The organism is Terriglobus albidus (genome assembly GCF_008000815.1).
Classification (GTDB): Bacteria; Acidobacteriota; Terriglobia; order Terriglobales; family Acidobacteriaceae; genus Terriglobus; species Terriglobus albidus_A.
Genome location: NZ_CP042806.1, coordinates 853,472 through 869,445 on the forward strand (window position 1 = coordinate 853,472; position 15,974 = coordinate 869,445).

At 57.5% G+C, this 15,974-nt stretch carries 13 protein-coding genes, 1 tRNA gene and 1 pseudogene; 6 read left to right on the plus strand and 9 right to left on the minus strand.

Annotated features, from left to right (window positions below; translation table 11 throughout):
- Positions 1-2 precede the first annotated feature (2 nt).
- The 4 genes and pseudogenes from FTW19_RS03565 to FTW19_RS26390 form a co-directional block, all read left to right on the plus strand.
- On the plus strand, positions 3-1,736 hold the full coding sequence (locus FTW19_RS03565) for a coagulation factor 5/8 type domain-containing protein (protein ID WP_147646364.1): 1,734 nt from the start codon (positions 3-5) through the stop codon (positions 1,734-1,736).
- Between the two features lie 877 nt (positions 1,737-2,613).
- Positions 2,614-3,717, plus strand: a complete 1,104-nt coding sequence (locus FTW19_RS03570; RefSeq protein ID WP_147646365.1) for an MFS transporter — start codon at positions 2,614-2,616, stop codon at positions 3,715-3,717.
- Positions 3,718-4,018: 301 nt separating this feature from the next.
- The gene (locus FTW19_RS03575; protein WP_147646366.1) at positions 4,019-4,216 is read left to right on the plus strand and encodes a hypothetical protein; all 198 of its coding nucleotides are present in this window, start codon (positions 4,019-4,021) and stop codon (positions 4,214-4,216) included.
- A 978-nt stretch (positions 4,217-5,194) separates the two neighbouring features.
- Positions 5,195-5,644: pseudogene (locus tag FTW19_RS26390) on the plus strand (sce7726 family protein); the annotation flags it as partial.
- A gap of 55 nt (positions 5,645-5,699) precedes the next feature.
- On the opposite strand, the gene FTW19_RS03585 reads toward FTW19_RS26390, so the two are convergent.
- The 3 genes from FTW19_RS03585 to FTW19_RS03595 all read right to left on the minus strand — a co-directional run bounded on the left by FTW19_RS03585 (position 5,700) and on the right by FTW19_RS03595 (position 7,705).
- Positions 5,700-6,869: a beta family protein gene (locus tag FTW19_RS03585; RefSeq protein WP_147646368.1), complete on the minus strand. Its 1,170-nt coding sequence runs from the start codon at positions 6,867-6,869 to the stop codon at positions 5,700-5,702.
- 269 nt (positions 6,870-7,138) lie between these two features.
- Positions 7,139-7,215: transfer RNA gene (locus FTW19_RS03590), tRNA-Pro, on the minus strand.
- 217 nt (positions 7,216-7,432) lie between these two features.
- A complete protein-coding gene (locus FTW19_RS03595; protein WP_147646369.1) occupies positions 7,433-7,705 on the minus strand; it encodes an oxidative damage protection protein in 273 nt (90 codons plus the stop codon).
- A gap of 174 nt (positions 7,706-7,879) precedes the next feature.
- Between FTW19_RS03595 and FTW19_RS26080 the strand changes: the two genes are divergently transcribed.
- Positions 7,880-7,996, plus strand: a complete 117-nt coding sequence (locus FTW19_RS26080) for a DUF3565 domain-containing protein (RefSeq protein WP_246153553.1) — start codon at positions 7,880-7,882, stop codon at positions 7,994-7,996.
- A 354-nt stretch (positions 7,997-8,350) separates the two neighbouring features.
- Here FTW19_RS26080 and FTW19_RS03605 read toward each other — a convergent pair whose 3' ends face one another.
- The 6 genes from FTW19_RS03605 to FTW19_RS03630 all read right to left on the minus strand — a co-directional run bounded on the left by FTW19_RS03605 (position 8,351) and on the right by FTW19_RS03630 (position 15,698).
- Positions 8,351-10,240 carry a M61 family metallopeptidase gene (locus FTW19_RS03605; protein ID WP_147646370.1) on the minus strand — a complete coding sequence of 630 codons (1,890 nt, stop codon included), beginning with the start codon at positions 10,238-10,240 and terminating at the stop codon, positions 8,351-8,353.
- 266 nt (positions 10,241-10,506) lie between these two features.
- Entirely contained in the window at positions 10,507-12,084 is a 1,578-nt protein-coding gene (locus FTW19_RS03610; RefSeq protein WP_147646371.1) for a hypothetical protein, read from the minus strand.
- Positions 12,085-12,292: 208 nt separating this feature from the next.
- Complete coding sequence (locus tag FTW19_RS03615) at positions 12,293-13,414, minus strand: sensor domain-containing diguanylate cyclase (protein ID WP_246153554.1); 1,122 nt, start codon at positions 13,412-13,414, stop codon at positions 12,293-12,295.
- 83 nt (positions 13,415-13,497) lie between these two features.
- Positions 13,498-14,559, minus strand: coding sequence for a GTP 3',8-cyclase MoaA (moaA, locus tag FTW19_RS03620; RefSeq protein WP_147646372.1), 1,062 nt, complete (start codon positions 14,557-14,559; stop codon positions 13,498-13,500).
- Positions 14,560-15,074: 515 nt separating this feature from the next.
- The gene (locus tag FTW19_RS03625) at positions 15,075-15,359 is read right to left on the minus strand and encodes a hypothetical protein (RefSeq protein WP_147646373.1); all 285 of its coding nucleotides are present in this window, start codon (positions 15,357-15,359) and stop codon (positions 15,075-15,077) included.
- Between the two features lie 63 nt (positions 15,360-15,422).
- Positions 15,423-15,698, minus strand: a complete 276-nt coding sequence (locus tag FTW19_RS03630) for a hypothetical protein (RefSeq protein WP_147646374.1) — start codon at positions 15,696-15,698, stop codon at positions 15,423-15,425.
- Between the two features lie 85 nt (positions 15,699-15,783).
- Between FTW19_RS03630 and FTW19_RS03635 the strand changes: the two genes are divergently transcribed.
- A complete protein-coding gene (locus tag FTW19_RS03635) occupies positions 15,784-15,963 on the plus strand; it encodes a hypothetical protein (protein WP_147646375.1) in 180 nt (59 codons plus the stop codon).
- The last annotated feature ends 11 nt before the right edge of the window (positions 15,964-15,974 follow it).

A 15,974-nucleotide genomic window follows, 5' to 3' on the forward strand; every position in this document is an offset into this window, starting at 1 on the left:
AGATGAAGATGCGAGTCATTGCAGGTGCAGTACTGGGTTTTGTCTCTGCCGTAGCAGTAGCGCAGCAAAAGTCCCCCGACTTTGGTCCGAATGTAAAACTATTCAATCCGTCGATGAGCCACGACGAGATGCAGCAGGCCATCGACAAGGTCTACACCGAACAACAACACGCCGAGTTCGGCAGCTCGCGCTATGCCTTCCTGCTCATGCCGGGCAAGTACAACCTCGACATTCCTGTCGGCTTCTACACCCAGGTTCTTGGCCTGGGTGCGAGTCCTGACGACGTCCGCGTAACCGGCGACGTGCACGCTGACGCAGCCTCCAAAAACAACAACGCCACCACCACCTTCTGGCGCGGTGTCGAGGGCTTCTCGGTTGTGCCGACGAGCGGCACGATGCAGTGGGCGGTCTCGCAGGCCATTGCAGCGCGGCGCATGCATGTGCTGGGTAACATGGTGCTGCATCAGAAGCGCGGCTGGGCCAGCGGCGGCTGGCTCTCAGACTCATCGGTCGACGGCACCGTCGACTCCGGCACACAGCAGCAATGGATCTCGCGTAACACCGAGTGGCAGCAGTGGACCGGCGCAAACTGGAACATGGTCTTCGTTGGCGCCGAACACGCACCTGAAGGCGAGTGGCCCAAGCCTCCCTTCACCAAGGTCGCGACCGTGCCTGTCGTCCGCGAGAAGCCCTTCCTGCAGGTCGATGCCAAGGGCAACTTCAGCGTGCGCGTCCCAATCATCCGCGAGAACTCCTCGGGCATTACCTGGAAGAAGGGTGCTACTGCCGGAAGGTCTGTTCCTCTCTCCCACTTCTACATCGCCCGTCCCGACCGCGATACCGACGTCACCATCAACGCCGCGCTCGACAAGGGCAAAGACCTGCTGCTGCTCCCCGGCAACTACGACCTGAACGCACCCATCAAGATCCGCAAGGCCAATACCGTAGTGCTAGGTCTCGGCTTCGCCACGCTGCGCCAGGTGCATGGGACTGAGGCAATGACGGTGGCCGACGTAGACGGCGTCACCGTCTCCGGCCTGTTGTTCGATGCGGGCACGGTCGTCTCTCCCTCGCTGCTGCATGTTGGTACTCAAGGCAGCAAGCTTCGCCACAAGACCAATCCGATCTCGCTGCACGATGTCTTCTTCCGCGTGGGCGGAGCAGGCGAAGGCCGCACCGACGCGAACCTTGTGATCGACAGCAACGACACCATCGTCGACCACACCTGGATCTGGCGCGCCGACCACGGCCACAACGTCGGCTGGGACAAGAACCAGAGCAACTACGGCCTGGTCGTGCACGGCAACGACGTCACCATCTACGGCCTCTTCGTCGAGCACCACCAGAAGTATCAGGTGCTGTGGGCAGGCGAGCGCGGCCGCACCTACTTCTATCAATCCGAAATTCCCTACGACCCGCCGACACAGCCGCAGTGGACGGATGAAAAAGGCGCCAAAGGCTGGGCCTCGTACAAGGTGGCCGACAACGTCCGCGAACACGAAGCCTGGGGCCTGGGCATCTACAGCGTCTTCCGCTTTCCCGATGTCGTGATGGACCGCGCCATCGAGGTTCCCGACACCCCCGGCGTAAAGTTCCACCACATGATCACGGTAGCGCTGCTGGACAAAGGCGCAATCCTGAACGTCATCAACCAAACCGGCGGCAGCACCAGAACCAGCTCCGCAGGCCAACCACCCCGCATCGAACCCAAAATCACGGACTACCCCGCACCGTAAGAGAGCCAATACACCGGGTGCCTAGGTCGGGGTCCCCGACGAACCGTGTTCGTAGGGGTGACAAGTCCCTCGGGGACCTGGGACGTTCGAGCGAAGCTCGAATGTTTTTGAGCGCTGAAGGCGCGTTCTATACCAGCCTGGGGCAACGCCCCAGGTTTCGGTGTCCGCAAGGTGTTAAAGGGCTGAAGGCCTGCTCTATAATTCCGCAGCCGGGTGCACGTTCGCGCGCAACAAGCCGATCCATTACTTTGGTTTGTTATGTCCTGTCGTCTCCTCAAGCTCAAACGTGATCATGACGATGGAGACAACAAGTAGTCACCTATTCACCTTCAGAGAAGCACATCCTTCCAGAAGCTACACAGGATGTGCTTCTCTTTGTTGCTCAGGACAAGCTTCCGAATCATTCTGCCCTCAGGGGCTAAAGCCCGCTTTTGGGAGCGACGTACGGGACGGCTGAAGCCGTCCCCTTAAGCACTACATTCGCGCTCCGCGCGAACCATCTTCTATTGCCTGTCAATTCTGAGTACCCGCTGTCGCTTGTCATCCTGGGCGTAGCGAAGGACCTGCTTTCCCTTGCCATCCCGCAGGGGGCTTTTTTCATTTCGCGCTACGCGCGAAACAGATGTGCCCAACGGGCACATTGTCTTGCTTAAGGGGACGGCTTCAGTCGTCCCGTAGAACGTCCCCAAGGAAAGGGGCTTCAGCCCCTGAGGGCAAGATCGTGCCCGGGATAACCGCACTTTTTGTTTTTGTCATTTCGTAGCGCAGCGAAGAAATCCGCTTCTCCACTAGGATCATCTGCGATCCTCCCACATCTGCTCCGCAGATATGGGGCACCCAGTGCATCGACTCACCTCAACCGCATACACTTCCACAGGTGACACTCCGCAACAAACTGTGGACCTATCTCGGCTTCTGGGCAACCGGCGTAAGCCTCATCATGCCCGGCGCCATGCTGCCCGCCATCACGCACGCCTGGCATCTCACCGACCGCGGAGCAGGAGCCATGCTCTTCTGCGTCTACTTCGGCGCGGCGGTGGGAGCATTGTTGGTCCGCGGCGCCCTGCAACGCCTCATCGCCACCTACTCCCTGCTGCTATGCGTGGCGGCAGCACTATGGGCATCGACCACAACCTGGCCACAACTCCCTGCATTGGTCTGGGGCATAGGCCTCGGCACGGTCATGACCTCAACCAGCATCCTCTTCAAGCAACAACAAGCCTCCGCGGCAGCGCTGGTTCGCTTGAACTTCGTATGGGCCGTAGGAGCACTCCTGGCCCCCGCGGTAGTAACCCAGGCACTCCGCACCGGCAGTCCCCGCGCAGTGCTGCTTGGCTTCGCCATCTTCTGGGCCATCTATGCGGCGGGAACCTGGCTGACAATCGGCAGCAGCGCATCCCAACTCACCGCACCACGTCTCGACGCCAACGCGTCCATGCTGCAAGGCCTGCGCGGAGTCCCCACGGCACTGATCATCGCCACCATCCTCGCCCCCGGCATCGAAGCCGCCTGCTCAGGCTGGCTCTCCACTTACGCCGACCGCTACGCCATGCGCCTGGCCATCACGATCGCCGCGCCCTCCTGCTTCTGGGCAGGACTACTACTAAGCCGCGCCATGGCCTTCCTCCCCGGCGCAGACCGCTACCTGGAAACCCGCTGGCGCCGGCTACCGCTCCTGGTCCTCGCCGGCACTGGAGGTTTACTGCTACCTCTGCAAAGCGCCTGGATGCTGACCTGCGCCTTCTGCACCGGCTTCGGCCTCGGCCCACTCTACCCAGCCCTACTCTCAAAGGTCCTGGACCGCCGCCAGAACAACACCATCTTCTTCCTGGCAGGAGTAGCCTCCTCCGCCCTGCCATGGCTGACAGGCCAGGTCTCAGCCTTCAGCCATTCACTGCGTTGGGGGATGGCGGTGCCGGTGCTGGGAGCGGGGATGTTGTTCACATTGACAAGGTTGCCGCTACTTGACTGGGGCGAGTGAAAGAATCCTTGCCACTCTGCGGAACCGTTTAGCCAGAGTAGAGGGCGGGTGCAACTTGTTGATTCCTAGCGCCTTCCAATGTGTGGGAAGTCGAGGCTTGAACAAAAAGCCGTTTTAGGCAGCCATGCATCCAATGAACAGGTGTGCTGATGAATAGGCCGATATAAAGAAATTTCGCCGCTTTGCCGATTTCGGCACTAGACTTGACGCTACGTAACGCCTGTGCGTAGGCTGCGCGTTATGCGCGCTGGCCGGTCGCTCGGTTGAAGGATATGAAATGAATGGAATAGAGATCACGCGCATGCTTCGGATGATTGACGAGAACATGGCGGAGAACGAGCACCTTGTTGCCGTAGAGATTCTGGACTACATGGAGAAAAATCAAGATAAACTCCTGGCAGAATTTTCAAAGCATGGTGTCGCTGTGATTCCAACATCCATTGGCGAGCTCAGAATCACCCCAGAACTTCTACAGGAAGTTGAGGGTGCTACTGTCTAATTGCCTGCCTTTGTTCTGACGTTCCTCTTTGCAGTGTACGTTTTGGGACCCGACCTCGCGTCGCGTTGGATATTAGGATTCGTGGCACCGCGAAGGATTCTGACGCAAAGTCGTGGAGAGGAAATATCGCGTGCCATCGTGTGGGCTCTAGTCCCTCTGCAACTGGCCTATCTTTGGGCGGCCAAATGTGGGAGTCTGTGGTCCATCGGCAATATGGGAGATGTACGGACCTTTTATGCTGGTCTCTCAAGTGACTCATTTTTCAATTCATTTCGTGAGGGCTTCTATAGATCTGTATCGATCTTCATCCGAATGAATTGGGCATTGATTTGGAGAGAGTACACCATCGTTATTTTGACTGCGCTTCTGGTGACGCTAACTGCGTGGAAGTATGGGACTATAAGAAGTCGTTATCTCAAGGATAGGCCTAATTTAGAAGCCATCATATCTTCTCTGATTCTCCCGCGAATTTCGTATTGGCATATTCTTCTATCTCCAATGCTCATTCCTGCTAGACATTACATGGTGCTAGATGTCATGACTAAAGGCGATGACTTATTTCAAGGAAAGGTAAAGGAGTATGCGATCGGGGCAAACGGAGAGCTCCTCAGTATTACCCTATCGAGCCCCAGGAAATATAAACGCAAGGAGCTCCTAGATGCGCGAACTGCCTTCGCAGCGAAAACTATCAGTAATGAACCCGATCCTGCAAAATATTGGAAAGACGTGCCCGGCACGTTGTTCGTGGTCTTAAGCTCGGAGGTGAAAACGCTGAATATTCAATACAAGCCAGATATCGCAGCTATGCTTCGATCTAAGGTGGTAGCGAAGAGGCTGCGGCAATTTGCGGATCAAACTAAGAAGACATCGTCGGCGAACTGAAAGGAAAGGTCGGTGGCGTACAATTCCGACGTGAAAAAACGGACTAGGCTAAAGCGAGATTACGTGACTCGTGATTCTGACATAAGGCAAGTTCTCATGAGAGAACTGCGACAGGAATACAGCGATGAGAATCACGATCTCATTCTCGAAGAATTTGGATGCAATTCCTCTCGCGCGGATGTAGCAGTCATCAATGGAGCACTACACGCCTTTGAGATCAAAAGTGATAGTGACACACTGGAACGCCTTTATGCGCAGGTGGAGGCATACAAGGGGGTCTTTCAATATGTCACTCTTGTTTGTGGCGAGCGGCTATTGGAAAGCGCACGGAAGGTCATTCCCAGGTGGTGGGGCTTACAGCGAGCGCAGCATAACAACGGAAAAGTAGTTTTAATAACCATTCGGAAAAGCAAGAAGAATCCGACCCAAGATGCCTCCGCACTTGCGCGAATGCTTTGGAAGACCGAAGCTCTTACTGTCCTGCGCAAATATGGTCATAGTATTGTGACTTCACGCAGCCCTGCTGAAGATGTCGTTCAGGCCGTAGCGAAGTGCATTCCAGTACATCTCCTGAGTGACGAGGTTCGTTATGCGATCAAGGCTAGGGGAGGTTCTGGATTTGCGAAGCGGTCATCTCTAGATGATGATTTGTACACCACTGAATCCATTGCTCGGCAGAACCATTTGTTAGATTTGTCATGGCTGCTTTCGCCGCAATATCAGCATCCCCCTGACTGAATTGCGTGCCACTAAAATGTGGCTGTGCCACAAGATCGGCGCAAATTGCACCCATCGAACCTGCTGTTCTTGGACCCTTGCGAACCCATGTTGTCTGAGGTGCAGAGTAGCGGATGTTTGGCGCAGGTGAATTCGGTATAAAGTTTGGTTTTCCGCCGCAGCGCACGCCATAATCTCCGTACGATGGAAGCCGCAGTTTCGCACTACGCCGTTGTCCATATATGGCTAACCAGCCATTCCAGTCTGATCTATTAAATGGAAGCCATGTGCCGACGGGTTCATCGCTAATGGATTCAGGAAAGCATCCTGCTGCCAAGGTTACGGTCCGCCAATTGCCTATATGCGGTAGCTTGTTTAAGCAAGATCCTCCCAGACTCTGTACTTCAATGACATTTGGCCGGAATGCTAAATCGATCAGGATATCGACTTCGTTTCGAGAAATTTCAAGAAATGTAGTCAAGCCATCGAGGTAGCCTGCAGGATTTGGTAGATCGAAAAATGCAACCGGGAGACGGAGCATCACTCCTCTTCCATCGGTTTTGATGGTGTCGCGGATCACTTGTTGAAACTGCGGGGAGTGGTAAGGGGATGTTACCGGCACTGCATTTACATTTAGGTTTCTTGCGGTTGCGAATACCGTTTGTGCATTGCCTGGAGATGGTGCGCCCCCTGCCTGAAGATACTGGGTGTCGATATAGCAGGGAAGGTTGGCCCATTCTATTGCAAGGATCCCAAGTAGATCGCTGACATGTTGTGTAAGAGGTTTGGCGGGTTTAATTGCAGTCCCTGGATTAGGAGGCCACATCTCGAAAAGGGGTGTGATTTGGCCTTTAGCTGGCAAATTTAGCTGATTTAAGGCCCACACTTCGCCCCTCTTCAGCTTTGCGATAAAGATGTGATGCTTATAGCCGAATTCGTGATTGGGGTGAGGTACTGCAATTTGAGCACGTTCGGCACGAAGGGATTTTTTTGTTTGCTTAACGGCTTGCGTGACAGTTTTTCTGGACTTCGAGGCGGCTTTCTTGCTCGACATTGCCACTCCAAATATTTGAGGTATGGGAAAGTTATCACCAATACTTCTTCCATGACCATCAGATTTTCATCCACGTAGTTATATACCCGGACTGTATGTCAGCTGATATTACGAATAGGGTACGCAAGTAATTCCTGGGAGGGATAATTCAGTTACGATTCTTCCTGATAAAACTTGTCCGCTCTGCAAGTGAGGGCGTGAGCAGGCACCTTAGAACTCGATACGGATTTCGGACTGGATGGGTCTGCGTGGAACTGCGGAAAGGAAAATGGTCGGGACGACTAGATTCGAACTAGCGACCTCACCCACCCCAAGGGTGCGCTCTACCAGGCTGAGCCACGTCCCGACTCTTACGTACGACAGCGGGTTGCGCCGGGCGGCGCTGGGGCTATTGCCCGCTGTCTCTTAAGTCTACTACACCCCGAAGGGGAGGCCTTTCCGGCCTGCCCTAAGAGCGTTTTCCCTGTTGCTGGGTATCCCGGAAGAGTCGAGCAGCGGCGTTTTCATTGCGGAAAACGCCCCATGCTGTGGAAGCTCTGGACGACACCCACAGGGAAAATGCTCTAGTGCTCCGGAGCGACGTATTCCTTAGGCAGCTCGCCGCCGGAGCCGTAGAAGAAGTCGTTCATCTGCTCTACCAGGAACTCCTGTGCCTGCGGCGTCCAGGGCTGCAGCCGATACTCGTTCAGCAGCATCTTCTGGCGTTCAAGCCACTCATTCCAGGCCTTCTTGGAGACAGTCTTGTAGACCTTCTGCCCCAGTTCAGAATCGAACGGAGGCTCGTCAAGACCCTCCATCTCCTGCTTGTACTTCGCGCAAAAAACTGTGTTTGCCATCAGGAATATCTTACTGCGGGCGGCGCCCGCAGGTTGAATGGTGGAATTGTTGAATGGTTGAATAGTAGGCCCTAGTGGGGTGGAGCGTATGGGCGTGCATCGGGCGATTGTCGGGTTTCATCAGGATGATGAGGGCATTGGGTAGCCGATCTGGAGTGCGGCCATACCCGGCATGTGCGGCACGATCCGCCCTGGCAAATGCGGGAGTGGGTGGTGACGCCGGAAGGCCGAGCGGAGTGGATCGGAAAGTCTTTCGAGTGCCTCAAGTGTGGGGAAGTAACCGCTAAGTGAGCCACAACACCGGGTGCCCCGGCGTGGGGTCCCCGGCGAACTTTGTTCGTTGGGGTGACGCGTCCCGATTCTGGGACCTGGGTATTCGCGCGGGAGCGCGAATTGTCTTGCTTAAGGGGACGGCTTTCAGCCGTCCCGTTCCGGGGCCCTTAGGAAAGGGGCTTTCAGCCCCTGAGGGCGGTATTACAAAGCCCAGACATTGACCTCAGCGGCTGAAGCCGCTTGCTTTGTTGAACTTTGTACGGCACGGCTGAAAGCCGTGCCCTTAAGCAAAACGGTTCGCGCGGAGCGCGAATGCCCAGGTCCCCGAGGGACCTGGGGCACCCAGTGTCGTTATTCATCATCGACTGAACGCTAATTCACCATCGGCTTGATGATCTCATCCAGATACGCCGGCGATCCCTCTGCCCGCACCAGATGCGGATACTTCTCCCCATCGTGATAACTCAGCGAGATCGTCTTCAGATCGTTCCCAATCGCCACGAGCAGATCGATCGCCTTGTCCGTCCCCTTCGCCGCCTTGATCGCTCCATACAACGCGTCGCCGGAGAACGCCGTGCTGTTCACACCCACAATCTTGATTCCCGGCCCCAGGCCCGCCTTGTACGCGACTGAGTCCATATAGACATCGCTGATCACGCCCTCGCGATTCGCCCGGAAGCCAAGCGAGTAAAGCGCATCCACCGTCCCGCGGCGGCCCAGACCGCCGCGCTGATAGGACGACATCGTGTCCGTGTAGGCCAGCGTGTAGCCAGCCTGCGCCAGGCCCTCGATCGACGGATCTCCAGGCCCATGCGACAGAATGCGATCCTTCAGGAACTTCGCCCAGTCATACGCGACGACCTGGTTGAGATCCTTCACCAACTCATCGAACTCATACGGAAGCACCTTCGCAGGAGTATCGCCGCCAACTCCAAGGAACATAGCCGCGAAGTCGTTCAACGACTTCTGATCGTTGGTCAGCTTGCGGATGATGGTGTCGGCGTCCAGCCAGATCAGCTCACCCTCCGGGTAGTAGTCCTGCGACCGCCGCCAGGTCACCCACGCCTGTGATCCACCTCGGATCGACTGCGCCGAAATCGCCGTGTCCTCCGTATTGCGCCACAAACGGCCCGGCCGCGTATCCAGCGACGCGGCAGACGACGCCAGCGCATCGCGATAGCTCTCCGCTGTCCAGAAGCCCGCACGCGCCGCCAGCACATTGCCCCAGTACTGCGTCATGCCTTCATACACCCACAGCAGATCACCCTGCTGCGGCGTAGCGTAGTCCGGCTGATACAGCCGCGCCGGCCGGCGATACTTACCGTTCCACGAGTGAGTAAACTCATGCGGCAGCAGATCGGCATTGCTCACCGCCATCGCCGGGCTGCTATAGCCATCCAGCTCCACACCGTTGTCCGACGACTGATGATGCTCCAGCCCCTCACCGCGAATCTTGTCCGAGAGCGAGAGCACAAAGTGATAGTCGCGATAGTGCGAGCTCTTATAGAGCGGCCGCGTCTCACGCACCAGCTTGCTGGCCGCCTCGATGGTCGCCTTGGGCAGATTCGCAGCCTCTTCCGTATCGGCAGCAACATCGAGAAAATGCTTCGGTGTGCACTCAGGCGCCAGCGCAATCTCATGGAAGTACTTGCCCGCAATATAAGGCGAGTCGACCAGCGTCTCCACATCGGTGGTCTCAAACGTAATGGTGTTGCCGCTGGTGTTCGCAGGCACCAGTGCTCCACCGCCATGCCAGCCCGCAGGCAGCGTGATCGACGGCGTCACCTTGATCTTCGCCACCGGAACCTTTGCCGGATACAGCACAGCCGTATTCCACTCCAGCACCGCGAGGTTGTTGCTGGTAAACGCGCGCTGATCGGTGGAGTCGAGATAGTCGAACTTCGCTTCAACCTCGCTGACACCCGCAGGAATCTCCAGGTGGAAGGCATACATATCGACATCGTCACGACGCCAACCAATCGGCTTGCCATTCGCCGTAAAGAAGATGCCGGCAAACTGCGCAATCGGCCCGGCAGGCATATGCGTTCCAGGAATCCACTCCGGATACTCCAGTGTGAGTGCACCGGCGGTTACCGGAATGGTCTCGGTGCCATGCACGAGATGACGATACGAATCGGTCAGATCCACAGAGAGCCGGATCGGCGCAGACGGCGCCTCCGGAGTCTTTGCGGCGGTCTTTTTGTCGGCGGCCAGGGCGGCGAGAGGAAGGGCGAGGAGCGCCAGAGCGCAGCGAAGATGCATGAAGGGATTTTAGATGGGCGGAGCCTGCGGCTCCGATAGTTGAATGGTTGAATTGTTGAATGGTGCGTCACGGCCCGGGTGCGCCATGTCCCTCGGGGACATGGGACGTTCGCGCGGACGCGCGAATGTTGTGCTTTGTGCTTAAGGGGACGGCTTCAGCCGTCCCGTTTAGAGCCTCCGACGAATGGGGCTTCAGCCCCTGAGGGCAGGAGAAGACAGCGGGTCCTTCGCCTGCGGCTCAGGATGACAAACGAAAACAATACCCCTCACACCTTCGGCGAATGCTTTCGAAACGTCACCCGAATCTCCGTACGCCAATGCTCATCCAGAGCGATCAGATGCCACTCCACTTCAGGCTTCAAATGCCGCAACACAATCTCCGTCGCCGGGTGAATCCTCAGCGCCGGAGCCACCAGGTACATCAGCGGAGCATCCTGCGAAAGCGCCATGCCGGGAAAGTATCCATGCTGCTGCAGCGGATTCACCGTCTCATGCGCAGCAAGCCTGGCATGCCAGCGCACGCGGATCCAGTAATCAAGCGCCTGCAACGCAAGATGCAGATCCTCATCCGCTTTCAACTCCAGCACAGCTAGCCGCCCGCCATTGGTGACTCCAAGCAGATCGAGCATGCCCCGATCCGTAGCCGCAAACGCCGGCACCTGCGTATAGACAGGCGAAACCCGCAAGGCTTCATCCATCAGCGGCAGGCTGGTCCGCAAGCGCGACTCCATCCAACGCTCCGGCTGCATTCGAAACAGCGGATCGTTGCTGTCACCCTCAGCCCTGCGCCGTTGGAAGAGCTCGCCAACCAACGCACGCAGTGACTCACGGTTTGCATCCTCAAGGACGGTCTCATTCGCACCCGCGCCAACCGTGATCTCCATCGTGTGCGCGAAAGAGTTCGCTGCACTTCGCAACACAACCCGCGCGAATTCCAGACCATGCAGCAGAAATGCCAGCTCTGTCGCAGAGCGCAGCCGCTGCTCCACAAGCTCACGCGCCTCAGCCGGAACCAGCTCCATCACCTTCGTGATTGCAACATCAAAACGCGTAGTGTCAGGATTCGGAGCATGGATCAGCCGCGTCTTCAGATTGCCGTGATCGGCAGGCTCACGTTGGGTCAGCTCCTCCGAACGAGGATCAAGCTCATACAGCTCCCACTGCGCAATCCGCGGATTCAGCCAAGCCATACGCGCCAGCGTCAGCGCCGCTGTGCCTGCAGGAACAACCATGCGAAGCCCGGCAAAGAGATGCTTCCCCATCGCACGCTCGCGGCAGAGCTGCAGCCACAGAATGCCCAGCGTCAGCACACCATCGATGGTCTGCGCCGACTCCTCCGGCCCAACCCCAAGCACCGCCCATGCCTGCTGCCCGCGCGTGATCACGCCGCGTGCATATGCAGGTCCGAAACTGCGTTCCAGATCCATGGCAGTACTGAAGCCCGCAGGTTTCCACTCAGGAAAGTTTCGGACAAGCACACGTTCCAGCGTCCGCAGATACTGCCGGCGCGCAGCATCACGAGTGGTAGGCAAACGCCGCTCCTGCTTCGATACCAGATCCAGCGTCGTAGGCTTAGGCTGACCAAACCGCTGCACACTCAACCGCAGCCCGCTGCTGCGAGCCTCCGCAGACAACACACGTCGCGTAAGATTGCGCTCCTCACTCCACAGATGAAGCGTGCACCGATTGTGATCGGTATTCAGGCTCCACTGAGCAGAGCGCATATCGAAGAGCAGCGCCCCGTGCTCGAGGATGGCCGCGTGGGGGTAGGTCTGAAAGAAGTCGGTGATGGCCGAGGCAGTCTGCTGTGGGTCTATCTGGTCCGCGGAGTCTCGTGGCGGCATGGGCTCAGTCTAGGGAAGTTGAATAGTGGAATGGTTGAATAGTTGAATGGTGGTTCGAGCTTCGCTCGAATACCGATATCCCGGAGGGATATCGGGCACCCAATGTCGTGGCGAGTTTAAATGTTTGTCTGCGAGTACAGTCTGTGGGACCGCGGAATTGCTACCCGACAAGAACACCATTCAACTATTCAACCATTCCACTATTCAACTAGGTCACCATCGACTGCCCAATCGCCGTCCCTCGCGCCTCGCGTTGTTCGGGGGTCTGCATCGGGCGATCGTAGAGCAGGCCCATCCCCACCACAGCAAGATTGTTACGAGTAGTGTTCTTCACCTCGTACATCATCGTGTCAGCGGCGCGGATGATGGAGTGGACGGTGTCACCGTCTTCCGGGAAGGTGGCCAGGCCAAGGCTTCCCTGGACACGTAGCGAAAGCCCTTCGCCGGTCAGGAAGCGGGACTCGCCCAGCGTGTCATAGATGGTGCGTGCCAGTGTGACAGCGCGTTCCTTTTCAACGCCGGGCATCAGCACCACGAACTCGTCACCGCCGTAGCGGAAGGCTGGGTTCGACGTGCCGAAGACGCGCTGCAGCAGGTTGCCTACCTCCGCGAGCAGGCGGCTGCCGACCAGGTGGCCATGGGTGTCGTTCACTTCCTTGAAGTGATCCATGTCCATAAACATCAGGCTGAAGTGATTGCGGCGGCCTTTGCGAACCTCTTCTTCGATGGCCTTGTAGAGATAGCGAGCATTGAACAGGCCAGTAACGTCGTCCGTGATGGTCAGCTCCTGGATCAGCTCCATGCGCCGGGAGTTCTGAATGGCGATCGCGGCGTAGTCGCAAAGAATGCGCAGGAAGGTGACCGAGTACTCGCTCATCAGGTCGAGCTTGGAGTTCATCAACTGGATGACCCCCAACACTTTACCGTCCGCCTGAATCGGCACGCAGGCCAGCGACTGCATGTTCAGCTCCGGATGGCGGCGGGCATAGGCCGACCACTGCGGGTCGGTGGTCACACTGGGCACGATCAGCGCCTGGTTACTCTGGGCCACCCAGCCGGCGACGCCCTCGCCCATCTTCAGGCGCAGCGTGCGCAGATATTCCGTCTCTTCGCCGATCGCAATCTCGTAGTAGAGCTCGTTGGCCTTTTCGTCGACCATCAGCAGCGACCAGCGCTCCGGGGCGAAGAACTGCGCCATCTTGTCCATGATGGTCCGCAGAATGACGCCGAGCTCCAGTTGCGACGTGAGCGCGCGCGCCACATCATGGAAGACGCGGACCTGATCCATCTGGCCGCCATCAATGACTTCGAACTGTCGCCGTCGAATCACCTAAGAGAGTCCCGCCGAAGCTAACGTACAGCAAATACACCACAAATGTTGCAAAACGAAAGTAATCGCAACCTAAACTGCGGTCAGCCACCGATCTGCACCATTGCGCGTGCTGGCTTGATAAACCCGGTGTCGCCGATGTGATGCCGCTCTTCTTTCCGGTCTACGATCTGCCTGATATACGAAGACATCTCCTCATCAGTTCCACCGCGCCGCATCACTGCATGCAGATCGTGGTCGAGCTGCGAAAAGAGGCAGGTGCGAATCTTACCATCCGATGTAAGCCGGACGCGGCTGCAGTGGCCGCAGAAGGGATGCGAGACGGGGGCGATGATGCCAATCTCGCCGCGGCGATCGCTGAAGCCGTAACGGCGGGCGGTTTCGCTTACGGAATTAGGAGGAAGCTCCACGAGGTCGCCGACATTGTTCAAGCGAGTGACGATCTCTTCCAGCGGGATCACCAGATCGCGCGACCAGACCTTGTCCTCTTCCAGCGGCATAAACTCGATGAAGCGGACGATGACGTCTTCCGAGCGGGCAAAGTCAGCGAAGCGCTCGATCTGGTCGTCGTTCCAGCCCCGCATGAGCACGCAGTTCACCTTCACCGGAGCCAGTCCGGCGGCCTTTGCAGCCCGAATGCCGTCGAGGACGCGTTCATAGCTGCGAGGTACGCGGGTAATGCGGGCAAAGGTCTCAGGATCGACCGCGTCCATGCTGACGGTAATGCGGCTCAGGCCGGCGCGGCGAAGCGGCTCGGCAAGTTCGGCGAGCAGATGACCATTGGTGGTCAGGGCAATATCGGGGCGATCGCCATCGAGGGTCCGCATTCCGGCCAGCTCCGCAACCAGGTTGAGCAGATCATGCCGCAGCAGCGGCTCGCCGCCCGTCAGCCGGATCTTCTCGATACCCATCCCCAGGAAGACACGGGCGATGCGGGCGTAGTCGGCCATGGGCAGCTCGTGCACCGGGGTCGCACCCTGCCCGCTGCGGCAGTAGACGCAGCGGAAGTTGCAGCGATCGGTAATCGAGAGCCGAAGGTCGGTGATAGCGCGGTCGAACTTGTCACGCAACCGTACCGTGCTGCCCAACGGGGTGTTGCCAGTGGGCACTTGCTCTTCCACCACGGTGATGGAGGGAAAAGACATGTGGAGACTCAAGTATAGGCCGCAAATGGCCACCCCGTCGGGTAGCGTTACGGATAGATGAGATCGATTCCGTATTAAGGACACGGGGCTCGCGATTCGCGAGCCCCGGAATTCGAGCGAAGCTCGAGGTGGGAGCCGTGGGCTTCAGCCTAATGTCACTTACTTTTCAGTTTCCATAGGAGTAGAGGCCTCCAATGCGTTCCGATTGCACTACGGAACTCTTAGGGGGTGAGCTGGAAATGAATGTGAGTTTAGTTTTCACTGAGAAAGCGGTACCGGCCTTGGTTCCTGCTGTAGGGTTTGGCAACCTAATTTCTCTCCATTTGCTTCAAGAAGCCCGTTGTTCCACTCTTGGTTGGGAAAGTAAGTGACATTAGGCTTCAGCCCACGGTCTATGGATTTATAAAGAAATGGGCTTTAGCCCTGGGCTTTTCCTGAAAAACAAGGACCCAGGGCTAAAGCCCATTTACTTTTAATCTCTTTATCAGCGGGCTGAAGCCCGCTGCTCCCACCGCTTAGTAGCTCTGGAACTCGTTGGTTCCCTTGCGCAGGCGCAGCCCGTTCAGCAGGAAAGTCAGGGCAAGGATGCCGGTGAGGATGCACCAGTAAACCATCGGGTGGATCAGGCCGGGGGAGTAGGTGGCATCCTGGCCGGCCCAAAGGGTCAGCACGATGCAGACGATCAGGCACTGTCCGCCCATCACCAGCAGCAACTGTCCGCGGCGGCGGCGAGCGTCGAGAATCTCCACCTCTTCCGGGGTAAGGTTGCGTTCCGCGGCCGGGATCAGCTTGTTTGCCATCGTTCCTGTCTCCTGAAAATCTTGCTTGTCTGCTATTAAACCACAGCCGAACAGGGTACGCCCCTAGTCCAGAAAAGCCATGGTCTTGATGCCGGTCACCTCGAACCTCTTCCGGCAACGGATATTTTTGCAGCCGACCAGGTCGTCGCGCAGCACCATGTAACTCTGGGCCTTGGCGAAGCGGGCGCGGTCGCGCTCGTCAGCGCGGCCCTGCAGTGCGGGTTTCTTGCGGCGGACCAGCCAGTTAAGCTGGTATTCCTGGGCTTGGCCGCAGTGTGGACAGGTAAGTGTATGGTTGCGGGACTCTGCCCGCTCATTAAAAAAATCGCGCTCTTCCATAGGCGCTGCACCTCAACCAGCGACCCAAAGTATTGCATAATCGGCAGGGGAATTTCGCGCGAAGGCAAAGCAAACAAGGTACGTGATGGCAAAAGTTAAGAAACAGGTATTCTCGGCGACCAAGGCGGTCAAGGCCAATGCGCGCGAGCGTGTGGGCACGCCGCCGCCCTCGCAGGCGTTGCCCGACACTAAGTCAAAGGCCGAAGGCCGCAAGACGAAACATAAAGAAACCCTGGCCGATCTGCTCTCTGAGAAGGAAGAGTAGACGTCCAAGGG